Origin of the sequence: Gulosibacter chungangensis, assembly GCF_008831155.1 — a bacterium.
Classification (GTDB): domain Bacteria; phylum Actinomycetota; class Actinomycetes; order Actinomycetales; family Microbacteriaceae; genus Gulosibacter; species Gulosibacter chungangensis.
Genome location: NZ_WBKB01000011.1, coordinates 66,186 through 86,154, shown reverse-complemented (window position 1 = coordinate 86,154; position 19,969 = coordinate 66,186). Strand labels below are relative to the sequence as shown.

General features: G+C 56.0%; 14 protein-coding genes. 3 read left to right on the top strand and 11 right to left on the bottom strand.

From position 1 onward, the window contains the following. The first annotated feature begins 633 nt into the window (after window positions 1-633). Window positions 634-789, top strand: coding sequence for an integrase core domain-containing protein (locus tag F8O05_RS13940; protein WP_318655830.1), 156 nt, complete (start codon window positions 634-636; stop codon window positions 787-789). 118 nt (window positions 790-907) lie between these two features. Here the strand turns inward: F8O05_RS13940 and F8O05_RS13935 are convergent, their stop codons facing one another. The 10 genes from F8O05_RS13935 to F8O05_RS13890 all read right to left on the bottom strand — a co-directional run bounded on the left by F8O05_RS13935 (window position 908) and on the right by F8O05_RS13890 (window position 14,330). After that, window positions 908-3,019, bottom strand: coding sequence for an acyltransferase family protein (locus F8O05_RS13935; RefSeq protein ID WP_192497203.1), 2,112 nt, complete (start codon window positions 3,017-3,019; stop codon window positions 908-910). A gap of 280 nt (window positions 3,020-3,299) precedes the next feature. Next, window positions 3,300-4,208, bottom strand: coding sequence for a glycosyltransferase family 2 protein (locus F8O05_RS13930; protein WP_158053350.1), 909 nt, complete (start codon window positions 4,206-4,208; stop codon window positions 3,300-3,302). 5 nt (window positions 4,209-4,213) lie between these two features. Next, on the bottom strand, window positions 4,214-5,386 hold the full coding sequence (locus tag F8O05_RS13925; protein WP_158053349.1) for a lipopolysaccharide biosynthesis protein: 1,173 nt from the start codon (window positions 5,384-5,386) through the stop codon (window positions 4,214-4,216). Window positions 5,387-5,396: 10 nt separating this feature from the next. Beyond that, complete coding sequence (locus F8O05_RS13920) at window positions 5,397-6,278, bottom strand: glycosyltransferase family 2 protein (RefSeq protein ID WP_158053348.1); 882 nt, start codon at window positions 6,276-6,278, stop codon at window positions 5,397-5,399. 10 nt (window positions 6,279-6,288) lie between these two features. Further along, window positions 6,289-7,002: a WecB/TagA/CpsF family glycosyltransferase gene (locus tag F8O05_RS13915; RefSeq protein ID WP_158053347.1), complete on the bottom strand. Its 714-nt coding sequence runs from the start codon at window positions 7,000-7,002 to the stop codon at window positions 6,289-6,291. Between the two features lie 46 nt (window positions 7,003-7,048). After that, entirely contained in the window at window positions 7,049-8,308 is a 1,260-nt protein-coding gene (locus tag F8O05_RS13910; RefSeq protein ID WP_225735927.1) for a nucleotide sugar dehydrogenase, read from the bottom strand. Window positions 8,309-8,419: 111 nt separating this feature from the next. Next, complete coding sequence (locus F8O05_RS13905; RefSeq protein WP_225735926.1) at window positions 8,420-9,754, bottom strand: sugar transferase; 1,335 nt, start codon at window positions 9,752-9,754, stop codon at window positions 8,420-8,422. A 445-nt stretch (window positions 9,755-10,199) separates the two neighbouring features. Further along, window positions 10,200-11,150 (bottom strand): UTP--glucose-1-phosphate uridylyltransferase GalU, encoded by a 951-nt coding sequence (gene galU, locus F8O05_RS13900; RefSeq protein WP_158053364.1) that lies wholly within the window; start codon window positions 11,148-11,150, stop codon window positions 10,200-10,202. A 403-nt stretch (window positions 11,151-11,553) separates the two neighbouring features. After that, entirely contained in the window at window positions 11,554-12,744 is a 1,191-nt protein-coding gene (locus F8O05_RS13895; RefSeq protein WP_158053345.1) for a hypothetical protein, read from the bottom strand. After that, window positions 12,744-14,330: a sensor histidine kinase gene (locus F8O05_RS13890; RefSeq protein WP_225735925.1), complete on the bottom strand. Its 1,587-nt coding sequence runs from the start codon at window positions 14,328-14,330 to the stop codon at window positions 12,744-12,746. Before F8O05_RS13890 ends, F8O05_RS13895 begins: the two co-directional genes overlap by 1 nt. 260 nt (window positions 14,331-14,590) lie before the next feature. Here F8O05_RS13890 and F8O05_RS13885 point away from each other — a divergent pair, with 260 nt between their 5' ends. Beyond that, complete coding sequence (locus F8O05_RS13885; RefSeq protein ID WP_225735924.1) at window positions 14,591-17,017, top strand: glycosyltransferase family 2 protein; 2,427 nt, start codon at window positions 14,591-14,593, stop codon at window positions 17,015-17,017. Further along, on the top strand, window positions 17,014-18,546 hold the full coding sequence (locus F8O05_RS13880; protein WP_158053343.1) for a chitinase: 1,533 nt from the start codon (window positions 17,014-17,016) through the stop codon (window positions 18,544-18,546). The genes F8O05_RS13885 and F8O05_RS13880 overlap by 4 nt, the downstream gene beginning before the upstream one ends. Window positions 18,547-18,779: 233 nt before the next feature. On the opposite strand, the gene F8O05_RS13875 is transcribed toward F8O05_RS13880, so the two are convergent. Next, window positions 18,780-19,964 (bottom strand): winged helix-turn-helix transcriptional regulator, encoded by a 1,185-nt coding sequence (locus F8O05_RS13875; RefSeq protein ID WP_158053342.1) that lies wholly within the window; start codon window positions 19,962-19,964, stop codon window positions 18,780-18,782. Window positions 19,965-19,969 lie beyond the last annotated feature (5 nt).

The following is a 19,969-nucleotide window of genomic DNA, read 5'->3' as shown; positions in this document are numbered from 1 at the left end:
GTAGAGTGGAGCACGTCGAGGTCTTTCGGGATGGCAAGCGTGAAGAACTTCCATCATCCGGGAGACCTCGACCCCTACCCGGCCACCGACGCGCTCAACCGACTACACCCTCGTTCGTGAAGAGCCAGATTGGTATCGGTCGTTGCATGACGCGGTGATCGCGGAATCGATCCTGAACCGGATCGTGTCCAACGCTGAACTCGTCCAGCTCAACGGGCCAAACATGCGTCGACACGTCGCTGAACAATCCCCACGGGAGTGATCGTGAGGCGGGCGCGGGACCGCTACCGGATACTCGCGCCCGCTCTACCCGATAGACCCACACGCACTACCGAATACGACGGCTAAACACCCGGCCTGATAAGCCCTCAGTCCGGAGCTGGAGCACGAGTTTTGCCCTGATTTTTCGTACCATTGATGGTCTCCTTCTGCCGTGTGCCTGTTTCACACGGCAGAAGGAGACTAGTGACGACGGCTCAGGGTGGCCCCCAAGCACACCATCGGTGGCCCCGAAGCCCACGATTCCAGAATTAGTGGGCTGGCTCCCGAACCCTCGATCGATGGCCCCTGACGAAGCGAATATTCAACACACCGGATAGACCCACGTGCGCTACCGAATACGACTGCTAAACAATCGATTGCCACGAATGGGGCGGGCTGATCGAAGTCATGGCCGCGACATCAGAATGGGTGGGCTGGTACAACCAGCGCCGCCTGCACTCCGGGATCGATTACCTGACCCCGGCCGAGGCCCACGACCTCCACCAACCAATGGCACTAGCCGCCTAGAGAACCAAGAAAAAAACCCTCTACCAAACCCGGGGCTTGACAGCTACTGGGTACCCGCGCCCGCACTAGAGGATCGACCCACGTGCGTTACCGAATACTGCGGCTAAACGGTCCACACTCACTCAAAGAGCCACGCCGCTTCTGTCACCAATTGTTCCTCAAGGATAGGAGTCAACGTTTCAACGTAGGCATTGGTGAGATGCGATCCGTCATACCAAACAACGACGTTGCCAACGACCGCCGAACAATTTTCTTCTTCCTCACCAAGTACGGCCGGGCACACATAATCGGTCAAATCAACGTAAAACGCTTTGTCCGGCAAAGTGACCAATTCCATAGGATTCCGCTCAGCTATTTGGTTTGAATCTGCACCACACTCGACGGGAGTATTTCCTCCAGCCAGACAATCGTCAACTTGAGTCCCCCCAGGGCGTGGCGTGCCTCTCATCAGGAGAAGATGTGTCCCGGTAGCGGTTATCTCTTCCCACCGATCCTGAGCACCTGGCCAAATTACTTCAGGCTCCCCAGTAAGCATTCGTGTGCCAGGCGTAACTACTAGATCCACGTCGGCCGTTAATAACCACTCCATGTAGTTCGCATTCCACGACTGACACATGTCATTCTGAGTGTCACTAACAGCTTGAAACACACAAGCGTCTTTATTTACTACTAAGAGTTCCCAATTATATTTCTCCGCGAGAACTTCCCAAGCGCGGTACCAATGGCCTGCGTGCGATCCACCTGATAAAACGATAGTGGCGCTCGGGTTCTCTGGCCTATTAGGATCTTCACAAACCTGGATACGATCAGTGCCAGGCTCATTCCCCATCGGTTGATAACAGTTGCGCTCATAAAATGCTGCCTTCTCGTGTCGCAAAGCACCCGTGGATGGTAAGTACTGATCGACCTTTGGCACTGCTTCGCCATTATATAAACTCAAGGCGCCGGGGTAGTTATCGAAATCCCAGCCAATCTGCTTCTCCGCCTCTGAAACACGATTCAATGCAGTTAGTCCGACACTAGATGCAGTGAGCAAGAGTACCGCCGTAACAACCAGCATGCGATTCACAGTTTTACGGTCGCTGCCTGAAGAGTAGGGTCCGAAGGTCTGTGCGACCTTTAACGGCTTCTCGACGAATCGATACATGAGCATTGCAAGCACAAGAGCGACAATCAAAAGACCCACGGCCTCAGAGACGCTTAATTCATGCTTACTTCGTATCTCAAGATAAAAAACAAGGAGCGGCCAATGCCAAAGATAAATCGCATATGCTCTTTGAGCAATCCATGCGAGGGGCTTTGCTGATAGAAAACCATGAGAACTCCACTTGGAGTGTGGACCAGCTACTGATTCCACAGACGGATTCGATGCGACCATAACTAGCGCGAATCCAACCAACGGCCACAGCGCCCATGGCCCAGGGAAAAGCATAGCTCCATCAATGAAGAAACCGCACGATACAACTAGTGCGAGACCAATCCACCCCACAAAGAATCGCCACGCTCTAGGGAGTCGCACTGTCGCTCCAAACAGTGCCAAGACTCCGCCGAAGCCAATCTCCCAAGCACGCGTCACGGTCATCAGATAGGCAGCGTCCTGGTTGTAATCTCCGATACGTATCGCCAGCAAGAACGAGACGATCACGATCACGCCTATTAGCGACGCCATAACTAGGACGGCAGAAGTTCTTAGCCTCTTGGCGAGATAGACAGCGACTACGGTAACAAGTGGCCAGATCAAATAAAATTGCCCTTGCACTGAAAGTGACCAAAAATGCTGGAAAGGAGAACTAGCAGGCCCAGCTGCCCCGTACGCGAGTTGTGAGTTAATTAATTCAAAATTCTCAACATATAGGAGCGATGCACGTGATTCAGCAAAAAGTTGGGGAAATTTTGTTGAAGGCTGAATCAGCAATCCGACAGCTAAAATACTTAGGACCACAATCACTGCAGGAATAATTATCCGTCGAACTAAACGCGCGAAATATTTCCATAAGTCAATCGTCCCACCCGACTGAACCGATTCCCTAAGCAGCATACCGGTAAATAAAAAACCCGAGATGGCTAGGAAGATGTCGATTCCACCCGAAACGCGACCATTACCGAAATAGTGAAATAAAACTACACCGAGAAGCGCGAGACCTCGAAGTCCATCGAGTTCCGGTCTATGGTCACGTGCTGGCAGGCCAGACGCAAGACCGATTCTCCGCGCAGATTCTTTTCGCGACACGCGTTGGACTAGATCCGAAATTGTAACCACTACGGCGAGATCTCCAATACATACAGAACTTTGAAACAGTGACCGATTCGTACCATCACGGAAGGTTTGGATATTTAGAACGAGCTCATCCGTAATTACTCAATTTTCGCATATGAGGCGGCTCTTCGGTTGGCTAGAGAATGAGTCCGACCAGCATAGAATCGAACTATCACTTTGTGAGCACTTCGTAGGTTTGTGTGCGAACTCCTCCCACTTGGATCACACCCTATAGCAAACAAAGACCACTGCACTACTTCGAACGCTTATATTCGACAAAGCCACCCCTAGTGGCCGCCTCAATATATCCAACACCACGGAATAATCGTCGGAATCCCGATGCGTTCAGTTGCCTTTTGAGAACTGCATCAATCGATACTTGGAGAGCCCCGCTAATGATCCTTGCCGCACCACTTGTAATTCCACGAATACGTCTCCCAAATGATCCTGGGCTCAAACGGTAATCAACCCCACCCACACGACGGTATCGCTTTGAAAGCCAACCAAGAGAGACTCGCTGCGGTTCAACATATTCCCAGGCCACAGCATTGCTTGCCCACACAATTCGATTGCCCTCGCGATGAAGTCGACGGGTCAACTCGGCATCGCTACCGCCAGTAAGTCCGAATTCATTAGAAAACCATTCCGATTTAGAGCGCGTTTGAAACACCCGATACGAGCACAACAAGTTACCGCTTCCTGCCTCCATGATCGTGGCTCCATCGGGCCGCTCTGGACGGTCGAATATTCCGGACTCTAGAATAAACTTCGGTGATTTAGCAGGCAATATGGATTTTACAGGCCCAGCAACAAGCTCTGCCTCCGTAACTTTTTGAACTCTAATGAGTTCCGTCAACCATTGCGGCTCAACGAATTCATCATCGTCAACAAAGACTATGAAGTCGACCTCACCTGCTTTCTCGATAGCAAGGTTCCGAGTCGCAGCTATGCCCGGAATTTGCTGCACGTAATACTCTATATTCGAATCGTTAAAGCTTTCTGCTACCTCTCGAGCACTACCCAATTCATCATTGTCAACTACAATAATGTTAACACTGAGGCTGGGTCCACAATCGGCTGCGATCAATATCGATCTAATGAGTCGCTCAAGTTCAGTTGGGCGCTTATAAGTTGCGATAGCAACAACGATGGAATCGGTCATTTAATCTATCTTCCTTGGGTACGTTTCCAGATCAAGCTGCCAAGCGTCACGAGCTGAGTCGCATAACAAGTCAGTGAAGCGCATGCCGCCAACCAGCCAAATCCAAATATCAGCGAAACCGTGGCGATTAGCCCTAGACTCACTACGACAGTGATCAGATTTACTCGAGAAAGTTCGCGTTGAAGACCATGTGCGACACAGACCGAACCAAAAATAATTCCGGTTCCTGCGAATAGATAACTACATGCCACAAGAACGATAACCAAGGAATATTGGGGCGTTATCCATTCAACAAAAGTAGACAATACGGATGTGATTACGGGTAGCAGAAATAGTCCGCATACAGACATGACGACCGCTCCTGCAACTAGTGAAGTTAGATACAACATCAATTTATGTCTAGGCATATCACGGGCCCGTGTAAGAATAATATTAGACATAGATGAAAAAACCAACATAAATGGACTTGACAACCTAGAGCCCAGTCCGTATGCCGCAGCAATTGGTGCTGAAAGGAACATGGTGATAACAGGCACATCCAGATTTCGAAGCTGCCCCGACACTCCACTCAACATATAGGGAATTGATTCCCCAATTAAGCCATAATTTCTCCTTGTAGTTGAAGGAATAGGCGTGAAATAGGCAACTATGACAAAAGCTGCAGCCGAGGCAGTTAAGAGCGCGACGGAGAAGGACCACGCAGTATCTAGGAAGAACAAGCATCCGAAAAAAATAAGAAGAGCCCCAAGTCTCCGTCCAGCGGTAATTAGTGAAACTCGCAGGATTTTTGTCTCGGCTATCAACCGAAGACAACGAGTTTCTGTTGCGCGTTCCGTTGCCGCCCACAACAATAGAGGTGAAGTCGGTAGGAGGGCCGGCAACCAAGCGCTCGCAATTACTAGAAAACTAGTTCCAAGAATACCCATTACTACTGCTAGGCCATTGGCAGTATAAATGGCCTGATTTGCTCGCCCAATGTCCCCATACGATGACTCGCGCATAACAAAAGTACCGAGTCCGAGGTCACCTATTGAAGCAACGATCGAAGCAAGCGAGTATATCGCTAAGACTAATGAAAGTTGTTGCGCAGAGAGGTCAGAAGCGAGGAAGAGAAGCATGACCATTTGCGCGGCCGCGGAACTCGCTTTCCCGAAAATCAGGAATATATAATCAGTCAATGAAGTTCTTCTACTTATTCAATACTAGACCAGCAATAAACCTAAGAAATGCTCCCGAGTGCGGTAAGGCACCGGTAAAGTTTCGGAAGGCAATGCTCACACCTTTTAACGAGTGATTAGCAATTGCGGGTCGCAGAATGTGAAGCAGAATAAAATCTGACCTTGACCGACCAGTTATGAGATGGTTATGTTTCGCCAGCCAAGTCGCTCCTCTTGTCCACTTTGAAGAACGAGAAACAGACCCTGGCGATCCCTGATTTACTGTAACGAGTGGTTCTTCGACAATGACGAAATTGGCCTGCTCTTCCGCAACGAGACGAACAAACAAGTCCCAGTCTTGATGCTTGAGTAACGTCGAGTCCCAAGGATTATCTTTCATGAGTTTACTCGGGCCAAATAGCGAAGGTGTCTGGAAATAAACGCTGCCATGCCTTAGTGATCTCCTGGCCACTAAGTAGTTCGGGAAATCCTCAGGTGAACCTTGATAAATAGATGCGCTGTTTGCAGCAATAGTTCCATCCTCGCGGATAAACTGCGAACCAGTGACCGAAAATGTCCGAAGAGGATTGGTACTTTGGCTAATTGCCGAAATTTGCCTACTTGATTTATTCGGAAGCCAAGTATCGTCGTCGTCTAGATAGGCAATATAGTCACCGCTAGCTGCTGCTAATCCCACATTCCTGGCAGCGGCGCCTCCTTCCCGGTCAGTAAATAGAAGGGTATACGGAAGTCCCTCGAGAATCACTCCTACTCGCGAGCGTTCCTCAGGAGCATCCAACACGACCAGAACCTCGACTGAACAATTCGTTTGGTTCAATGCGGACTCAACAGACTCTCGAAGGGAGTCACGACCGATGGTCGGAATAACCGCAGAGACTAAGAGATTCTTCATTTTGATTAGCCTAGTGACCTTGTCTCGTTAGCATTTTCAGTCGAAGTGAAAGCAGTTTCCATGGCTCAACAAGATAACGGTGAGCTAAACGAGACGGTTGAGTAATGAGGCGCCACAACCATTCTAGCCCCAGGCGCCCCAACCACCTTGGTGAATTTCTTTGCTCGCCAGCAAGTTGATCTATAGCGCCGCCGACTGTGGCAATCGTGCCGCCAGACGGTAGTTCTTGGAGACGCAATGCCACTGATTCTTGAAGGGGCATGCCCAAGCCCAATAATGTTAAATTTGGTTGAAAGTCTTCATAAGCTTGGATAGCTTGACGTTCTTTTTCTGAGTCCCATTGATCACCGGGTATCCCACGAACTATGCAATGAGGTAGTAATTTCTTCATTCTGTCGACGGTACGGCTGTTGGCCTTCGCCCCTGCCCCGATGATGAGCAATCGAGAAAGATGCTCGACTCTGTCAAGGTGGAGGAGCCAGTCTGTGGAACCGATTCTCTCAGATTTTATTCTTCCCCCAGATAGACGGTAATCAATTTGTACCGGCATCCCGTCTGGCAGTACTAGCGATGCAGACTCATAAAAAACGCGCATGCTATGGTTTGAGTGGTAAAGGTAGACGCTGTGAAGATTATGTCCGGCAACAATCGCTCTTGAACTGTTCCGAAATTTATCAGACAGAGTCGACAAAAAATCGTTCATGCGGAATGGAGTTATTTCCACTCCCAGTGCCTTACACTGATATTTGGCACTATTGTCAGATATGTCTCTAGAGTCTTTCAATTCTTTCTCCACCTACGGCGCCGCGCGTATCCAGGAAGGATTTGCTGTCGCTCGAAATCTTCTCGAGGTCTAGCTCATGATGATTTTGAAGCAGCACTACAATATCAGCTTCCTTCACGGCGGCGTTCAAGTCACTCAATCGAGCAATGACTCGGGACGGCTCGAATTCCCACTCTTCGATGAAAGGATCGTAGAACGATACGACAGCCTTGTTTTGTGTCAATTTCTGAGCAATAGGTACAGCGGGGCTTTGCCGCGTGTCTGAAATACCGCTCTTATACGTTACTCCAAGAAGTAATACTTTACTCCCGTTGAGTGCCTTCCGCTGACCATTTAGGACTTCTTGTACGCGCGTTACCACATAGGCCGGCATGGAAGAGTTTATCTCTTCGGCAAGTTCAACGAATCGGAAGGGTCGATCGAGGGAATCCTTGACACGATAGCTAAGGTAATTTGGATCGATTGGAATACAGTGTCCGCCAACTCCTGGTCCAGGGTAGAACGCTTGAAAACCGAAAGGCTTGGTTGCAGCCGCCCGGATTACTTCCCAGATGTCAATATCGAGTTCTTTGCACACCATGGCTAACTCGTTCACTAGAGCAATGTTGACGTGTCTATATGTGTTCTCAAGAAGTTTGGTCAGCTCAGCTTCTGCTGTTCCAGACACGAGCACAACTTCGTCAACGATCTTGGAATAAAATTGTTGTGCCAAGCGTCGAGACTCGGGGTCATCTGCGCCGACAACCTTTGGAGTGTTAGCCAAGCCATAAGTAGTATTACCAGGATCAATACGTTCCGGAGAGAACGCCAGAAAAATATCCTTACCAATCTGAAACCCCGCTGCTTCCAGAATCGGTGCTACAAGTGTTCCGGTCGTTCCTGGGTACGTTGTGGACTCGAGGATAATGAGGGTGCCAGCCTTAACATGCTGACCGATTGACGCAACTGCATCCTTTACGTACTTCAAGTCGGGTGCCTTCGCTTCCCCAAGAGGCGTCGGTACGCAGATAACAATTACGTCAGCATTACCATATACGCTTGAATCACTCGTGGCTTCGTATCCACATTCAATCATTCTCGATATCTCCTCCGAGGAAATATCATCGATGACCGTTTTACCAGAATTCAGGGTAGCGACCTTCTTATCGTTTAGGTCGAGTCCATAAACCTTGAATCCACCCTTAACTGCACCAGCGGCGAGGGGCAGGCCTACATAACCCTGGCCTACTATGACTACATTCTGCACTTGTTTTCCTTTCGTTGACATCGGCAATACTTTTTATAAGAATTGGACAACTAAATCGGGCTGTGAATAGCAGCTCGAATTAACAGCCAACTTCTTGCGGTTGATCACTCTCTAGGCAGCCGTTTCACCGGGCGCAAGAACTGCCTTTGCAGTTTTCAACAAAATTATAAGGTCGCGAGAAAGCGACCAATTCTCGATGTAAGCCAAGTCCAAACGTACTGACTCATCCCAAGACAAGGAAGAACGACCGCTGACTTGCCAAGCTCCCGTGATACCGGGCTTCATTAGGAAACGGCGATGAACGTGAGAATCATATGTTTCGACTTCCCGGGCGAGTGGAGGACGGGGACCCACTAACGACATATTGCCTCTGATAACGTTAAAGAGTTGAGGAAGTTCATCCAGGCTATACCGACGCATGAAACGTCCCACTTTAGTGATTCGAGGGTCGTCCTTCATCTTGAACAGGACTTCATTTCCGCTGTCTCGTTGATCCAGAAGAGAAGGCAACAGATCTTCTGCATTCTCAACCATCGATCTGAACTTCAGCATTTCGAACTCGCGCCCATTACGACCGATTCTTTTCTGCCTAAATAGTATTGGCCCACGACTTGAACATTTTACTATTACTGCGAGAAAAATCAGCAACGGACTTATGGCGACCACTCCAAGAATTGAAGAAATGAGATCTGCCGTTCGCTTTACGAACCTTTGCCCTCTCGAATACCGCGGTGTCTCAACATGTATTAAAGGAAGACCAGAGACTGGTCTTGTATGAATACGAGGACCGGCTATATCTGTAATACTTGGCGCCAATATCAAATGTTGTCGGCCAGCTTCTAAACTCCAAGAAATTTGTTTGACTTTCATTGGAGACAGGTTCCCAGTGCTCGTCACTGCCACAGTGTCAGCATTTGACGATTCCATTGCTTTGGGAATATCGTCAGCAGAACCAAAAACAGGAACACTTCTACCGGCCGCTTCAATCTTGTCACCAATTTTACCGTCTGTAATACACGCGCCAACGACTAGGTATCCGGCACCAGGGTTCTTGGTGAGATCGTACAGTATCTGCTGAACTGAGCTTCGCGAACCTACAAGTAATACTCTCGCCATATAAGCACCCAGCGCCCGCTTCGAGACTAACCATTGGCGCCAGAGCCATCGAGCGAGCAACAGCAGAGTGATGCCCATTGGAAGACCAAGTAAGAGGTAACCACGCGCCACCTCAATCCTGGTAAGGAAGGCAACGATTGCTACAATACCAAAGAGCGCTACACTCGCGTGAACGACGTTAATGTACTCTGAACTCCCGGCACCGACGACTCTATCGCTTCTAGAATCACGTAGGGCTAGCGCAAACATCCATGCAAACACAAGGCCCGTGGAAAAAACCCAATACGGAATGTTAAATCCATAAGCGTCTGTCGTCGTAGCAACTTCCACGTTTCCGAAGCCGAACCATGCGAACTGCGTACCAAAAACTACGCCAATGAGAACGATTAAGTCAGTGGACCATAGGTATCGACTATACCTAACACGCCATCCGCGCCCGCGCCCGGTTTCCCAAGACGAGGTGTTGCTCTGAGTCGGAGACTTCATAGGAACAGAAGATGAATGAGGTTCATCAATTTTCGCACTGTCGTCCTGTGGCGGGAATGCGTGAGTTTGCGGATTTGATTGCATCGAAACTAGTCCTCAAATTCTTGTTTAGCATTCTGCAACTCCTGGAGCAGGCCCTGTTCTCGCATCATTTTGATTCAAGCAATGCAACCAGGGAGGGAGCGTACAAAGTTAATGTGAACAGGCGTGAAGCTAAGAGCTTCGAGGGGAATACTAAGATTTCTTATTTAACTCGGGGTGTGGGTAACTAGATTTTGGCCATCAAAGGCTAGTTTAGAAGGGGATCAGGGTCCGTCAATTTATCCATCTGCAATGAATATTCCCTAATCCATTCACGCACTTGAGAGCCAATCTCTGGGTGAACCATTGCAAACTCTATATTTGCTTTCAAGTAATCCAATTTATTACCGGTGTCGAAGCGTCTCCCCGAAAATACTAATGCAACCACGCCACCGAGGTCAGGCCGTGTTGCCATCGTCTGAAGCGCATCAGTTAGTTGAATTTCGCCACCCCGTCCTGGATCCGTTTCGTGGAGTACCTGGAACACTTCTGAGCGAAGCACGTAGCGCCCAATAATCGCTAAGTTTGAAGGCGCTTCTTTCAATCGAGGTTTTTCGACGAGGCCATTCACCCAAAGCGCCTGCCACGATCCATCATCAGCCAAGGGCACCTTCTGACTACGCTCAGCATCAGGTGAAATCACTCCGTACGACGAGACCTGTTCCTCTGGCACTTTTTGAACGGCGACAACGCTGGCGCCAGTCTCTCGATGCACATCAATCATCGCTTTCATGAGCTCACCGCCATTTTCGATTATGTCGTCACCCAAAAGGACAGCAAATGATTTACCTCCAACATGCTGCTCGGCCCGTAGCACTGCATGCCCGAGACCGAGAGGGCTCCCTTGACGGAGGTAATGAACATCTGCAAGTTCGGACGCTTGGCGAACCGCGCGGAGACGCTTGTCGTCCCCACGATTCTTTAGCGCAGCTTCAAGAGCCGGGACGCGGTCGAAATGGTTTTCGAGGGGTGTCTTGTTTCGCCCAGTAACCATCAGGATGTCATCTAAGCCCGCATGAACAGCCTCTTCGACGACGTATTGAATGGCGGGGCGATCAACTACCGGAAGCATCTCCTTCGGGATCGCTTTGGTGGCTGGGAGAAAGCGGGTCCCAAGACCAGCGGCTGGGATGACTGCCTTGGTCACGTCAAAATTCATCAATCGAACCCTCTCCTCGGATCGAAGTAATTGTGGTGCTCAAACTCGGCAGCCGTCGCCACAGTAGAGGCCGCGTTGGCCACTCCGAGGCAGCATCAATCGTCGATCTATTCGTGAGAGACAATTCGTTTTCCTTCGCACAGCTAGATCACACGGAGAGTTTTGGGCCACCCGGCAGGTGCGATTCACCAACCTGGGAAAGTCCTGTCCGTTTTGCAAGAAACCTATCTCAATTATGTCCCGACATGGATCAGGTTATTTGTTGATTCACGCGCACGATATACAAACTATGACGCAGTTTTGCGAAAGTTTTTGTGCTCCGAGGATTTTGTAATGATTTTGTTATCTGGACAGGGTCCTACATTAGTAGAGACATGATAGTTGGGCCACCGTGAACTGGTGACTATAGTTTCGGTGACGTCTGCCGGGGAATCTGCCGAGGAACCTGCACTCGCTCCCACCGGTCGCCACCATTACGTCGGGCACGAGTTGCGGCATCCGCTGCGGTCTGGACAAGCTCATCCAACTCGTAACCAGCGACGGCCGCCGGTGCCCAGCCGACGCTCGCCGAGACGCGAACGCCCGCAAGGGGGCCTTCCTCTTCGATCACGCTGATGGCTCGTAGGAGCGACCGCAGGTAGCGCTCGACTGCATCCTCATCTCCATGAATCACGACGATGGCGCGGTCATCGGCGACGCGGTGTGCATCCGCCGTCGCGGGAAGCATCCGGCACACGCGTTCTTGAAAGGTCTGTACGATTTGCCGGTAGGTCGTTGCTGTCCATGCCTCGCGAAGGTCTGCCCGGTCATCCAGGCGGATATCGAGCACCGACCAGTTGCGGTCACGCTGGTCCTTTGCGCGAAGCAAACGGCTGCGGGTGCGTTCGAGATCTTCGAGATCTTGCGGCGCGGCCGTCGGTGCCGAACGCACGAGCAACACCAGGGTGAAAGCCCCGCACACCGCGCTAATGAGAATGCCGATGCGGTTGATGTCTCGGAGCACCGTCAGCTGGGATTCGCCACTCACAAGATCGGTGTTGATCAGGCTCACCACGAAACTCACCGCGGCGACCGCTGCCAAGAGACACGACACGATCGCCAGGGGCAGGACCATATCGCGGCCGGTGCGCCGACCCCGCATGAGTTCCACTGCAATCAGGACGGCGAAGATGCCGGCGACCAGGTACACGGCGCGGAAGATCACGGTGTAGGCGTCGGTCAGAGCACCGATGCCGAGCACCACTGGCGCCCCGATCACGAATGCCAATACCGGCCACCAGATCGGCCGCTTTCTCGAAAAGTAGCGCAGCCCCAACCAAATGCACGGCTCAAAGCTCAGGATCAGCCCTGATGCGACTGCCTGCAGCACGCGGTGCTCGAACTGGTTACCGGCGACCCAGAGGAAGGTGCCCACCAAACCAATCCCGAACCCGACACCCCAGGCGATCGTGGCGTAACTCGGGCGCGCGAGCGTCGCGAGGCCAATCACGAGCGCGGTGGACACGGCGACAAGCGCGATGAGGCTCACGGAGTTATCCACCGTAATCGTGACGGCGGTGGCAGTAGCGGTCGCTGTCATAGTCGTAGCGAACATCAGGCGGTCTCCTTGGTAATCGGCTGCCGGGGGAACCGCAGCGTGATGCAGGTGCCCTCGCCGAGATCACTCTTGATCTCGAGTGTGCCCTCATGCGCGGTGACGATTTCGCGAACAATGTTCATCCCGAGACCGGTGCCGGGAATGCCGCTGTCGAGTGCATCCTGACTGCGGTAGTAGCGCTGGAAGATCCGGTCGACATCGGCCGGCGCGATGCCGGTACCGGTGTCGGCAATGGTGACCTCGGCTTCACCCTCGGCGCTCGCGCCGAGGCGCACCGCAATGTGGCCACCTTCGGGCGTGTATTTCACCGCGTTACTGAGCAAGTTGTCGAACACCTGCCGCAGCCGGAAGGCATCCCCGTAAATCGGGAGCGTGTCGGCCCCTTCAATATCGAGCGACAGGCCTTGCTGCTCGGCGGTGGGGAGGAACGAGGCGATGGAGGACTCCGAGAGCTGCCGAAGATCGACCGGCTCGGAAAGCAGCTGCGCCTCCGATCGGGTTTGGTCGAGCGTGGCGGAGACGAGCCGCTGCATCCGCTCGGCCGCGGACGCGATGATCTCGAGCTTCTTCGCGGTCGGCTCGGGCAGATCCTCCTGCTCGAGCAAGAGATCGACGTGCCCCAGGATTGCGGTGAGGGGGTTCCGCAGCTCATGCGTCACGATCGTCGCCACGGTACGGCGCTCCTCCGCCGCCGCGAGCGCCGCGGTGATGTCATTCATGATCAGCAGGGTCGTGTGCGCATCCCCCGTGACGCTCGCCATCGGCTCGGTCGAAACCTCAAGCGCGTGCCACTGGCCCTCGGCGTCAAACAGCCAAATGCGCTCATCCTTGAGCGTTTCGCCGCGGGCCGCACGGGCAAGCGGCCTCTGCTCGGGAGCTAGCGGCTCCCCCTGCCAATCGTCATACTCCACCACCGTGCTGCTCAGACTGGTGCCCTTGTGGTCACGGCCGTAAAGCCTGCGATAGGCATCGTTCATTTCGATGATCGTGCCGCAGTCGGTCACCGCCACGAGCGCAATATCGAGCGAATCGATGATCTGCGTGACCCGCTGCCGATGGGCCTTTGCGCGCTCCGCGGCCGAACCGATCTGCTCGGCCTGCCGCCGCAGCAGCCGCCTGCTCGCGCGGGCACGCCGCGCGCCAATATTCACGGTGGCGCCGAGGAAGCACAGCGTGAGCGAGACGACTAGGGCGCGCAGCAGCATATCGCTCGGGTCCCTGGTTTGGTGACCGAACTGGATCAGGCACGCCGTCACAAGCGCGAGGATCACCAGCACGTGCCGCATCGAGTAGTACATCGCAACCCAGACCACCGGAAAGACCCAGAGCATCCCGAATCGAATATCGGGAACGTTTGTCATCAACCCAATCGCGAGCGCATCCACCAGCGGCACCGCGAACACGAGCCGGGCCGAGAGGTACTCCCACGGCAAGGCCAACACTGTGATCGTCGCCGCGAGAATCGTGACGAGCCCGGCGAGATACGTGGGGGCGGCGAAAACCTCCGGGCGCAGGCCCAGCACCATCACGGTGATCGCGAGAATGCTCCCCGCAAAGATGAGCTGCCAACGCCACACGGACATTGTGCGCACCATGTGCGGCCTCGATTCAGGGTTCGGATGCTTGTGGGGATGCCTGCGGAGCGTTTGCCGGCCTGCTTGTGGGCAGTGCTTGCTCGGGGCGCAATGCCTGATAAAGATAACCCAGAACGGCGCCCCTCAGGATTCCCTCAAGATTCTGCAAAGAACTGCCCGGGTCAGGGGTTTAGTGGCCCTGAACATCCTATGCTTCTTCATGGATCGCCGCACCGGCGATATCGGAATGGCAATCTGAGGAACCGTTCATGACCCACATCGCTCCGCGACGAAAGCGTCGCCAATGGGGCACCGAAAAACCGCGCCCACCCCTCCCCTCGGTCCACGAGCGACCCTCGATGCGGAAGCTCATTCTGGCGCGCGCGGCAATCTGGCTGACCGTGGTGATGTGGGCCTGCTACGTGTTGAGTGTCACGATGACGCTCTTTCTCTCGGGCGTGATTGACACCGCTTGGCGCGTGGTCGAGGGGCTCTCGTATGTGCTCGTGGTGTCGGCGCTGACCTTCTCGGCGCTCATGTACCTCGTCTCCCGGCTCGGGGCGTATCAGCGCTTTCGGGAGCATCAGCGGGCCTCGCGAGCGGATCTCGACCGGCACTTCACGGTGGAACACAAACCGCTGACCGTGCTCGTGCCGAGCTATGCGGAAGAGACCTCTGTGGTGAGGAAGACGCTGTGGTCGGCGGCGCTGCAGGAATACCCGGCAATTCGGGTGGTGCTGCTGATTGACGATAAGCCGGAGCCTGCGGATCCTGTCGTTGCGGCGCGACTGGAGGCGACGCGGGCGGTGCCTGGCGAGATTGAGGCGGCGTTGCGGGGGCCTGCTGAGAGGGTGCGGGGTGCGTTGGGGCGCTTCGATACGGCCGGAGGCCTACTCAGCGGGCGGGGAGAGAGCCGGTCACTGAGTAGGAGCGGAGCGACGTATCGAAGTGACGTCAATCTTGGGCGCTTCGATACGGCCGGGGGCCTACTCAGCGAGCGACTGGTGGAGTTCGTCGCGGAGGAGTACCGGTTTGCGGTGCGGGTGCTGCGCGGGGCTGCGGCGACGGAGCCGCGGGAGGACCATGTTGACGACTTCTTTGTGGAGGAAGTGCTGATTGGGCTGGCGGAGGATCTGGAGACTACGGCGAGTGCGCTTGAAGCCGCGCTGGCGGAGGGGGCATGCATCCCTCAGGAGCGACTCCGGGAGTTGCTGGAGCGGCTGGTACGGATCTTTTCGGCGGAGGTGACCTTCTTTGAGCGGAAGCGCTACGCGTCGCTGTCGCACGAGGCGAATAAGGCGATGAACCTCAACTCGTATATGGGGCTCCTCGGTGGGCGGTTTGTCGAGCAGTGCACCGAAGACGGGCTCATGCTACTGCCCGCCCCAAGCGGCGTCGAGGCCGACCTTGAAGTGCCCTACTCCGACTATGTGCTCACCCTCGATGCCGACTCGGTGCTGCTGCGCGACTATTGCCTGCGACTCGTTCACTTCCTCGAACAGCCCGAACACGCATCCGTCGCCGTCGTCCAAACCCCGTACTCATCCTTCCGCGGAGCCCCGACCCGCATCGAACGTCTTGCCGGGGCAACCACCGACGTCCAGCACATCCTGCACCAGGGAATGACGCAGTACAACGCGACTTTCTGGGTCGGCGCCAACGCGGTCATCCGCATGGAAGCGCTCGACGACATCCTCGAAATCGACACTGATAACGGCTTCGAAGTGCGCCGCTACGTGCAAGACCGCACCGTCATCGAAGACACCGAATCGAGCGTCGACCTCGCAGTCCACGGCTGGAGCCTCGTCAACTACCCCGAACGCCTCAGCTACAGCGCCACCCCACCAGACTGGGGCTCGCTCGTCGTCCAACGACGCCGCTGGGCCAACGGCGGGCTCCTGATCATGCCCAAACTCTGGCGGCGGATGCGCGACGCCCGCCGCGCTCACAAACCCCTCACCCTCGGCGAAATCACGCAGCGAGTGAACTACATGGCCTCGATCGCCTGGGCCAGCTTCGGACTCATCTTCCTCCTCGCCTACCCCTACGACTCGCGCCTCGTCAGCCCGTTCATCCTCATCGGAGCCCTCCCCTACTTCCTGGCCATGGCCAGCGACCTGCGTTATTCGGGCTATAAGCGCAGCGACATCTTCCGCATCTACGGGTTCAACCTGATCCTCTTGCCGGTCAACCTCGCGGGCGTACTCAAATCAATGCAGCAAGGGCTCACCGGGCGCAAGATTCCCTTCGCCCGCACCCCGAAGGTGAAAGACCGCACGAGCTCCCCCATGCTCTACATCATCGCCCCGCTTGTGATCATCATCTACTCGGTGCTCGTCGCCTGGCGCAGCTGGTACGACGGCTCCTGGTGGACCCTCGGGTTCTCGGCCTTCAACGCCGTCTGCGGGACCTGGGCTTTCCTGTCGAATATCGGGGTCCGGCCGGCTGTGGTCGACGTCTGGATCGGCCTTACCGACTGGATGTGGGTGGATATTGCGAAGCCCGAGGCGGACGCTTCGGATGGGGTGGATGCTTCGGATGTGGATGTGCCGGACTGGCGCGTGGCCCTGCGGGAGGGGCACCCAGCGCCCGGCACACCGGAAGCTGCCGCCGTGGCGGAACTCGCCCGAGCCGGGTTCCCGGTACGGCGAGGAGTGTCCGATGACTTTGCGACTGAGACGGTGAAGAACGTATGAGTAAGAACCCGCAGACCCCCGGGCGACACGAGGGCCAGCGACTCTCCCCCTGGCGTGTGAGCGTCGGCGTGCTCGTCTGCCTTGCCGTGATCTTCGGCATCGCCGCCGTGCCCTGGTACATCAGCGAACACGCCCCCACTTCGAGCACGAGCGCGGGACCGCGCTGGTACGGCGGTTATTTCGATGTGACCGCCGCATCCGTCACCGAAAACCCGGTCGTCGACAGCGAGGCTCCCGGCGCCGTAGTGCTGGCGTTCGTGGTCGCAGCCTCCCCGACCACGTGTTCGCCGAGCTGGGGCGCCGCCTACAGCCTCTCGGATGCGGGCAGCCAGCTCGATCTCGACCGTCGCGTGGACACCATGCGCCGCGACGGCGCCCACGTCGCCGTCTCCTTCGGCGGCGCCATCAACACCGAACTCGCCTCCGCCTGTTCATCGGTGGACGACCTCGTGAGCGCCTACCGTGCCGTCCTCGACCGCTACAACGTGACCACCATCGACCTCGACCTCGAAGGCACAAACCTCACCGATGTTGCAGCCGGGGAACGTCGCGCGCAAGCCCTCGCGATCCTCCAGCAAGAACGGCTCGATGCGGGGCAGGAACTCGACGTTTGGGTGACGTTGCCGACCGCTATGGCCGGACTCACCGAGCAGGGTGTTGCGGCCGTCCGGCAACTCCTCGACGGCGGCGTCAACCTCACCGGCGTCAATGCCATGGTGATGAACTACGGAACGGGCCTTGGAGATCTTTCAATGGCCGATGCATCCATCGAGGGACTCGAAGCCGTACACGACCAACTCGCCTCGCTCTACGCCGAACGCCGAATCGCGCTGCCGCCCGGCGGCGCCTGGGCGCTCATGGGCGCGACCCCCATGATCGGGCAGAACGACATTCGCGAAGAGGTCTTCACCCTCGCCGACGCGCAGACGCTGAGCGTCTTCGCGCAGGAACGCGAGCTTGCCCGAATGTCGATGTGGTCAATCAACCGAGACCGCGAATGCGGGCCCAACTACCCCGACCTCACGGTCGTGTCGGATGCGTGCAGTGGCGTTCCGCAGTCGGTGACCTTTGCGAGCGTGCTCGCCGCGGGCTTCGACGAGGCGCCGGCCGATACGGCAACGTTGGCGCCGGTAGCTACGCCGGTGCCGGATGACCCGGCCACGAGCCCCTACCCGATCTGGTCGCCGGACCGCGCGTACTCGGCCGGCGTGAAAGTGGTTTGGCACGGGTACATCTACGTCGCGAAATGGTGGGTCACCGGTGCGCCCGAACCCGACGACCCGACGCTCGCCGCCGAACAAACCGCCTGGACGCTGGTCGGTGCCGTCATGGCGGATGACGAACCCTACGCGCTGCCGACGGTTGCCGCGGGGACGTACCCTTCGTGGGATTCCGCGGTGCTCTACGAGAAGGGCGACCGCGTCGTGGTCGACGGCGTCCCCTTCGAAGCCAAGTGGTGGAACGAGGGCGAAGACCCCGTGGAAGGCATCACCGACCACGACCGCTCGCCGTGGGCTGTGGTGGGTTAGCTGCGCTGGCGGCTGGGCCGGGTGTGCCGGGTGTGCCGGGTGTGCCCCGCGCGCATACCTCCACCCCGCGAAATACCACCGAAAGTGCAGTCGACCACTTTCATCTCTCGCGATATACCACCGAAAGTGCAGTCGACCACTTTCCTGAGAGTGGTCGACTAGATTTTCGGTGGCATGTCGTCAGGGCGCGGGGCACTGCGGCGCGGCTCGGCGCGCTGGAGCTCGGCGCGGGGCTAGTCGTGTGGGGTTTGGCGGGTGAGGCGATAGCCGACACCGCGGACTGTTTCGATGTAGCGCGGCTCGCTCGGGGAATCGCCGAGCTTGCGGCGAAGGTTCGCCATATGCGCCTCGATCGCGCGCTTATCGGACTCACCGACGTAGAAGGATTCGGAACCAAACGCATCCCCACGAACCACCAGCGCGAGGTCCGCCTTGCTGCGCACGCGCCGCTTTGATTCGAGAAGAGTCGCGAGTAGATCGAACTCGGTCGGCGTCAAATCGATTTCCTGCTGCGCGACCAGCACGGTGTGAGTTTCGAGATTCAAACTGACGTCGCGATGCGACTGCCAGTGACCGGCCTGCTGATCGATCACCGGGATCGACAGCGTTGCGGTTGGGTTCCGTGCCGGGATTACGGGGTAAACGTCAGAGTTGATCGCTTCATGACGCGCGACGCGGGCGCGGTTCGCGCGCCGCGTGCCGGTGGGTGTTGCCGGAGCCGAGACTTGTGAGACCGGGGCAGCGCTCGGCGCCTGGGTGGCGGGTGTATCCGGACCGAACCGCTGAGACTGCGCGACTTGTGCGTCCGAGACGAAGCGCGAAGGCTGGGCGGCGGGTGCATCCGAGGCAGAGGACGAAGCGTCCATGGCCCGGGCGCCCGTCGCGAGGTGCGAGGTTTCGGTGGCCGGGGCATCCGGAAGGTGCGTCGAAGCGGAGGTCAGACGTCGGGATTCAGCGGGGTGCGCGCCAGAGGCGACCCGCGAAGCTTGGTCGGGGTATGCATCCGACACGACGCGCAAGGTAGGCGCGGCCGAAACATTTGGCGCGGCGCCGGTGAGCGTGCGGGAACGGCGCATGAGTGCTTCGATGCGGGCGCGCAATTCGCGGGGCCGGAATGGCTTGATGAGGTATTCATCCGCGCCCGAGGTGAGGCCGAGCACGACATCCGTCTCGTCACTCAGCGCCGAGATCATCACGATGAAACTCTCGCTGACCTTGCGGATGCGGCGCGAAACCTCGAAACCGTCGATATCGGGCAGGTTAATATCGACCGTGGTGATGATCGGATCGTACTCGCGAACCGCCGCCACGCCCTCGAGACCGGAGGTCGTGCGGATCGTCTCGAAGCCCGCCGACCGAAAAACATCATCGAGCAAGACCCCAACATCGGGGTCGTCTTCGATGATGACTACGACCATGGTCT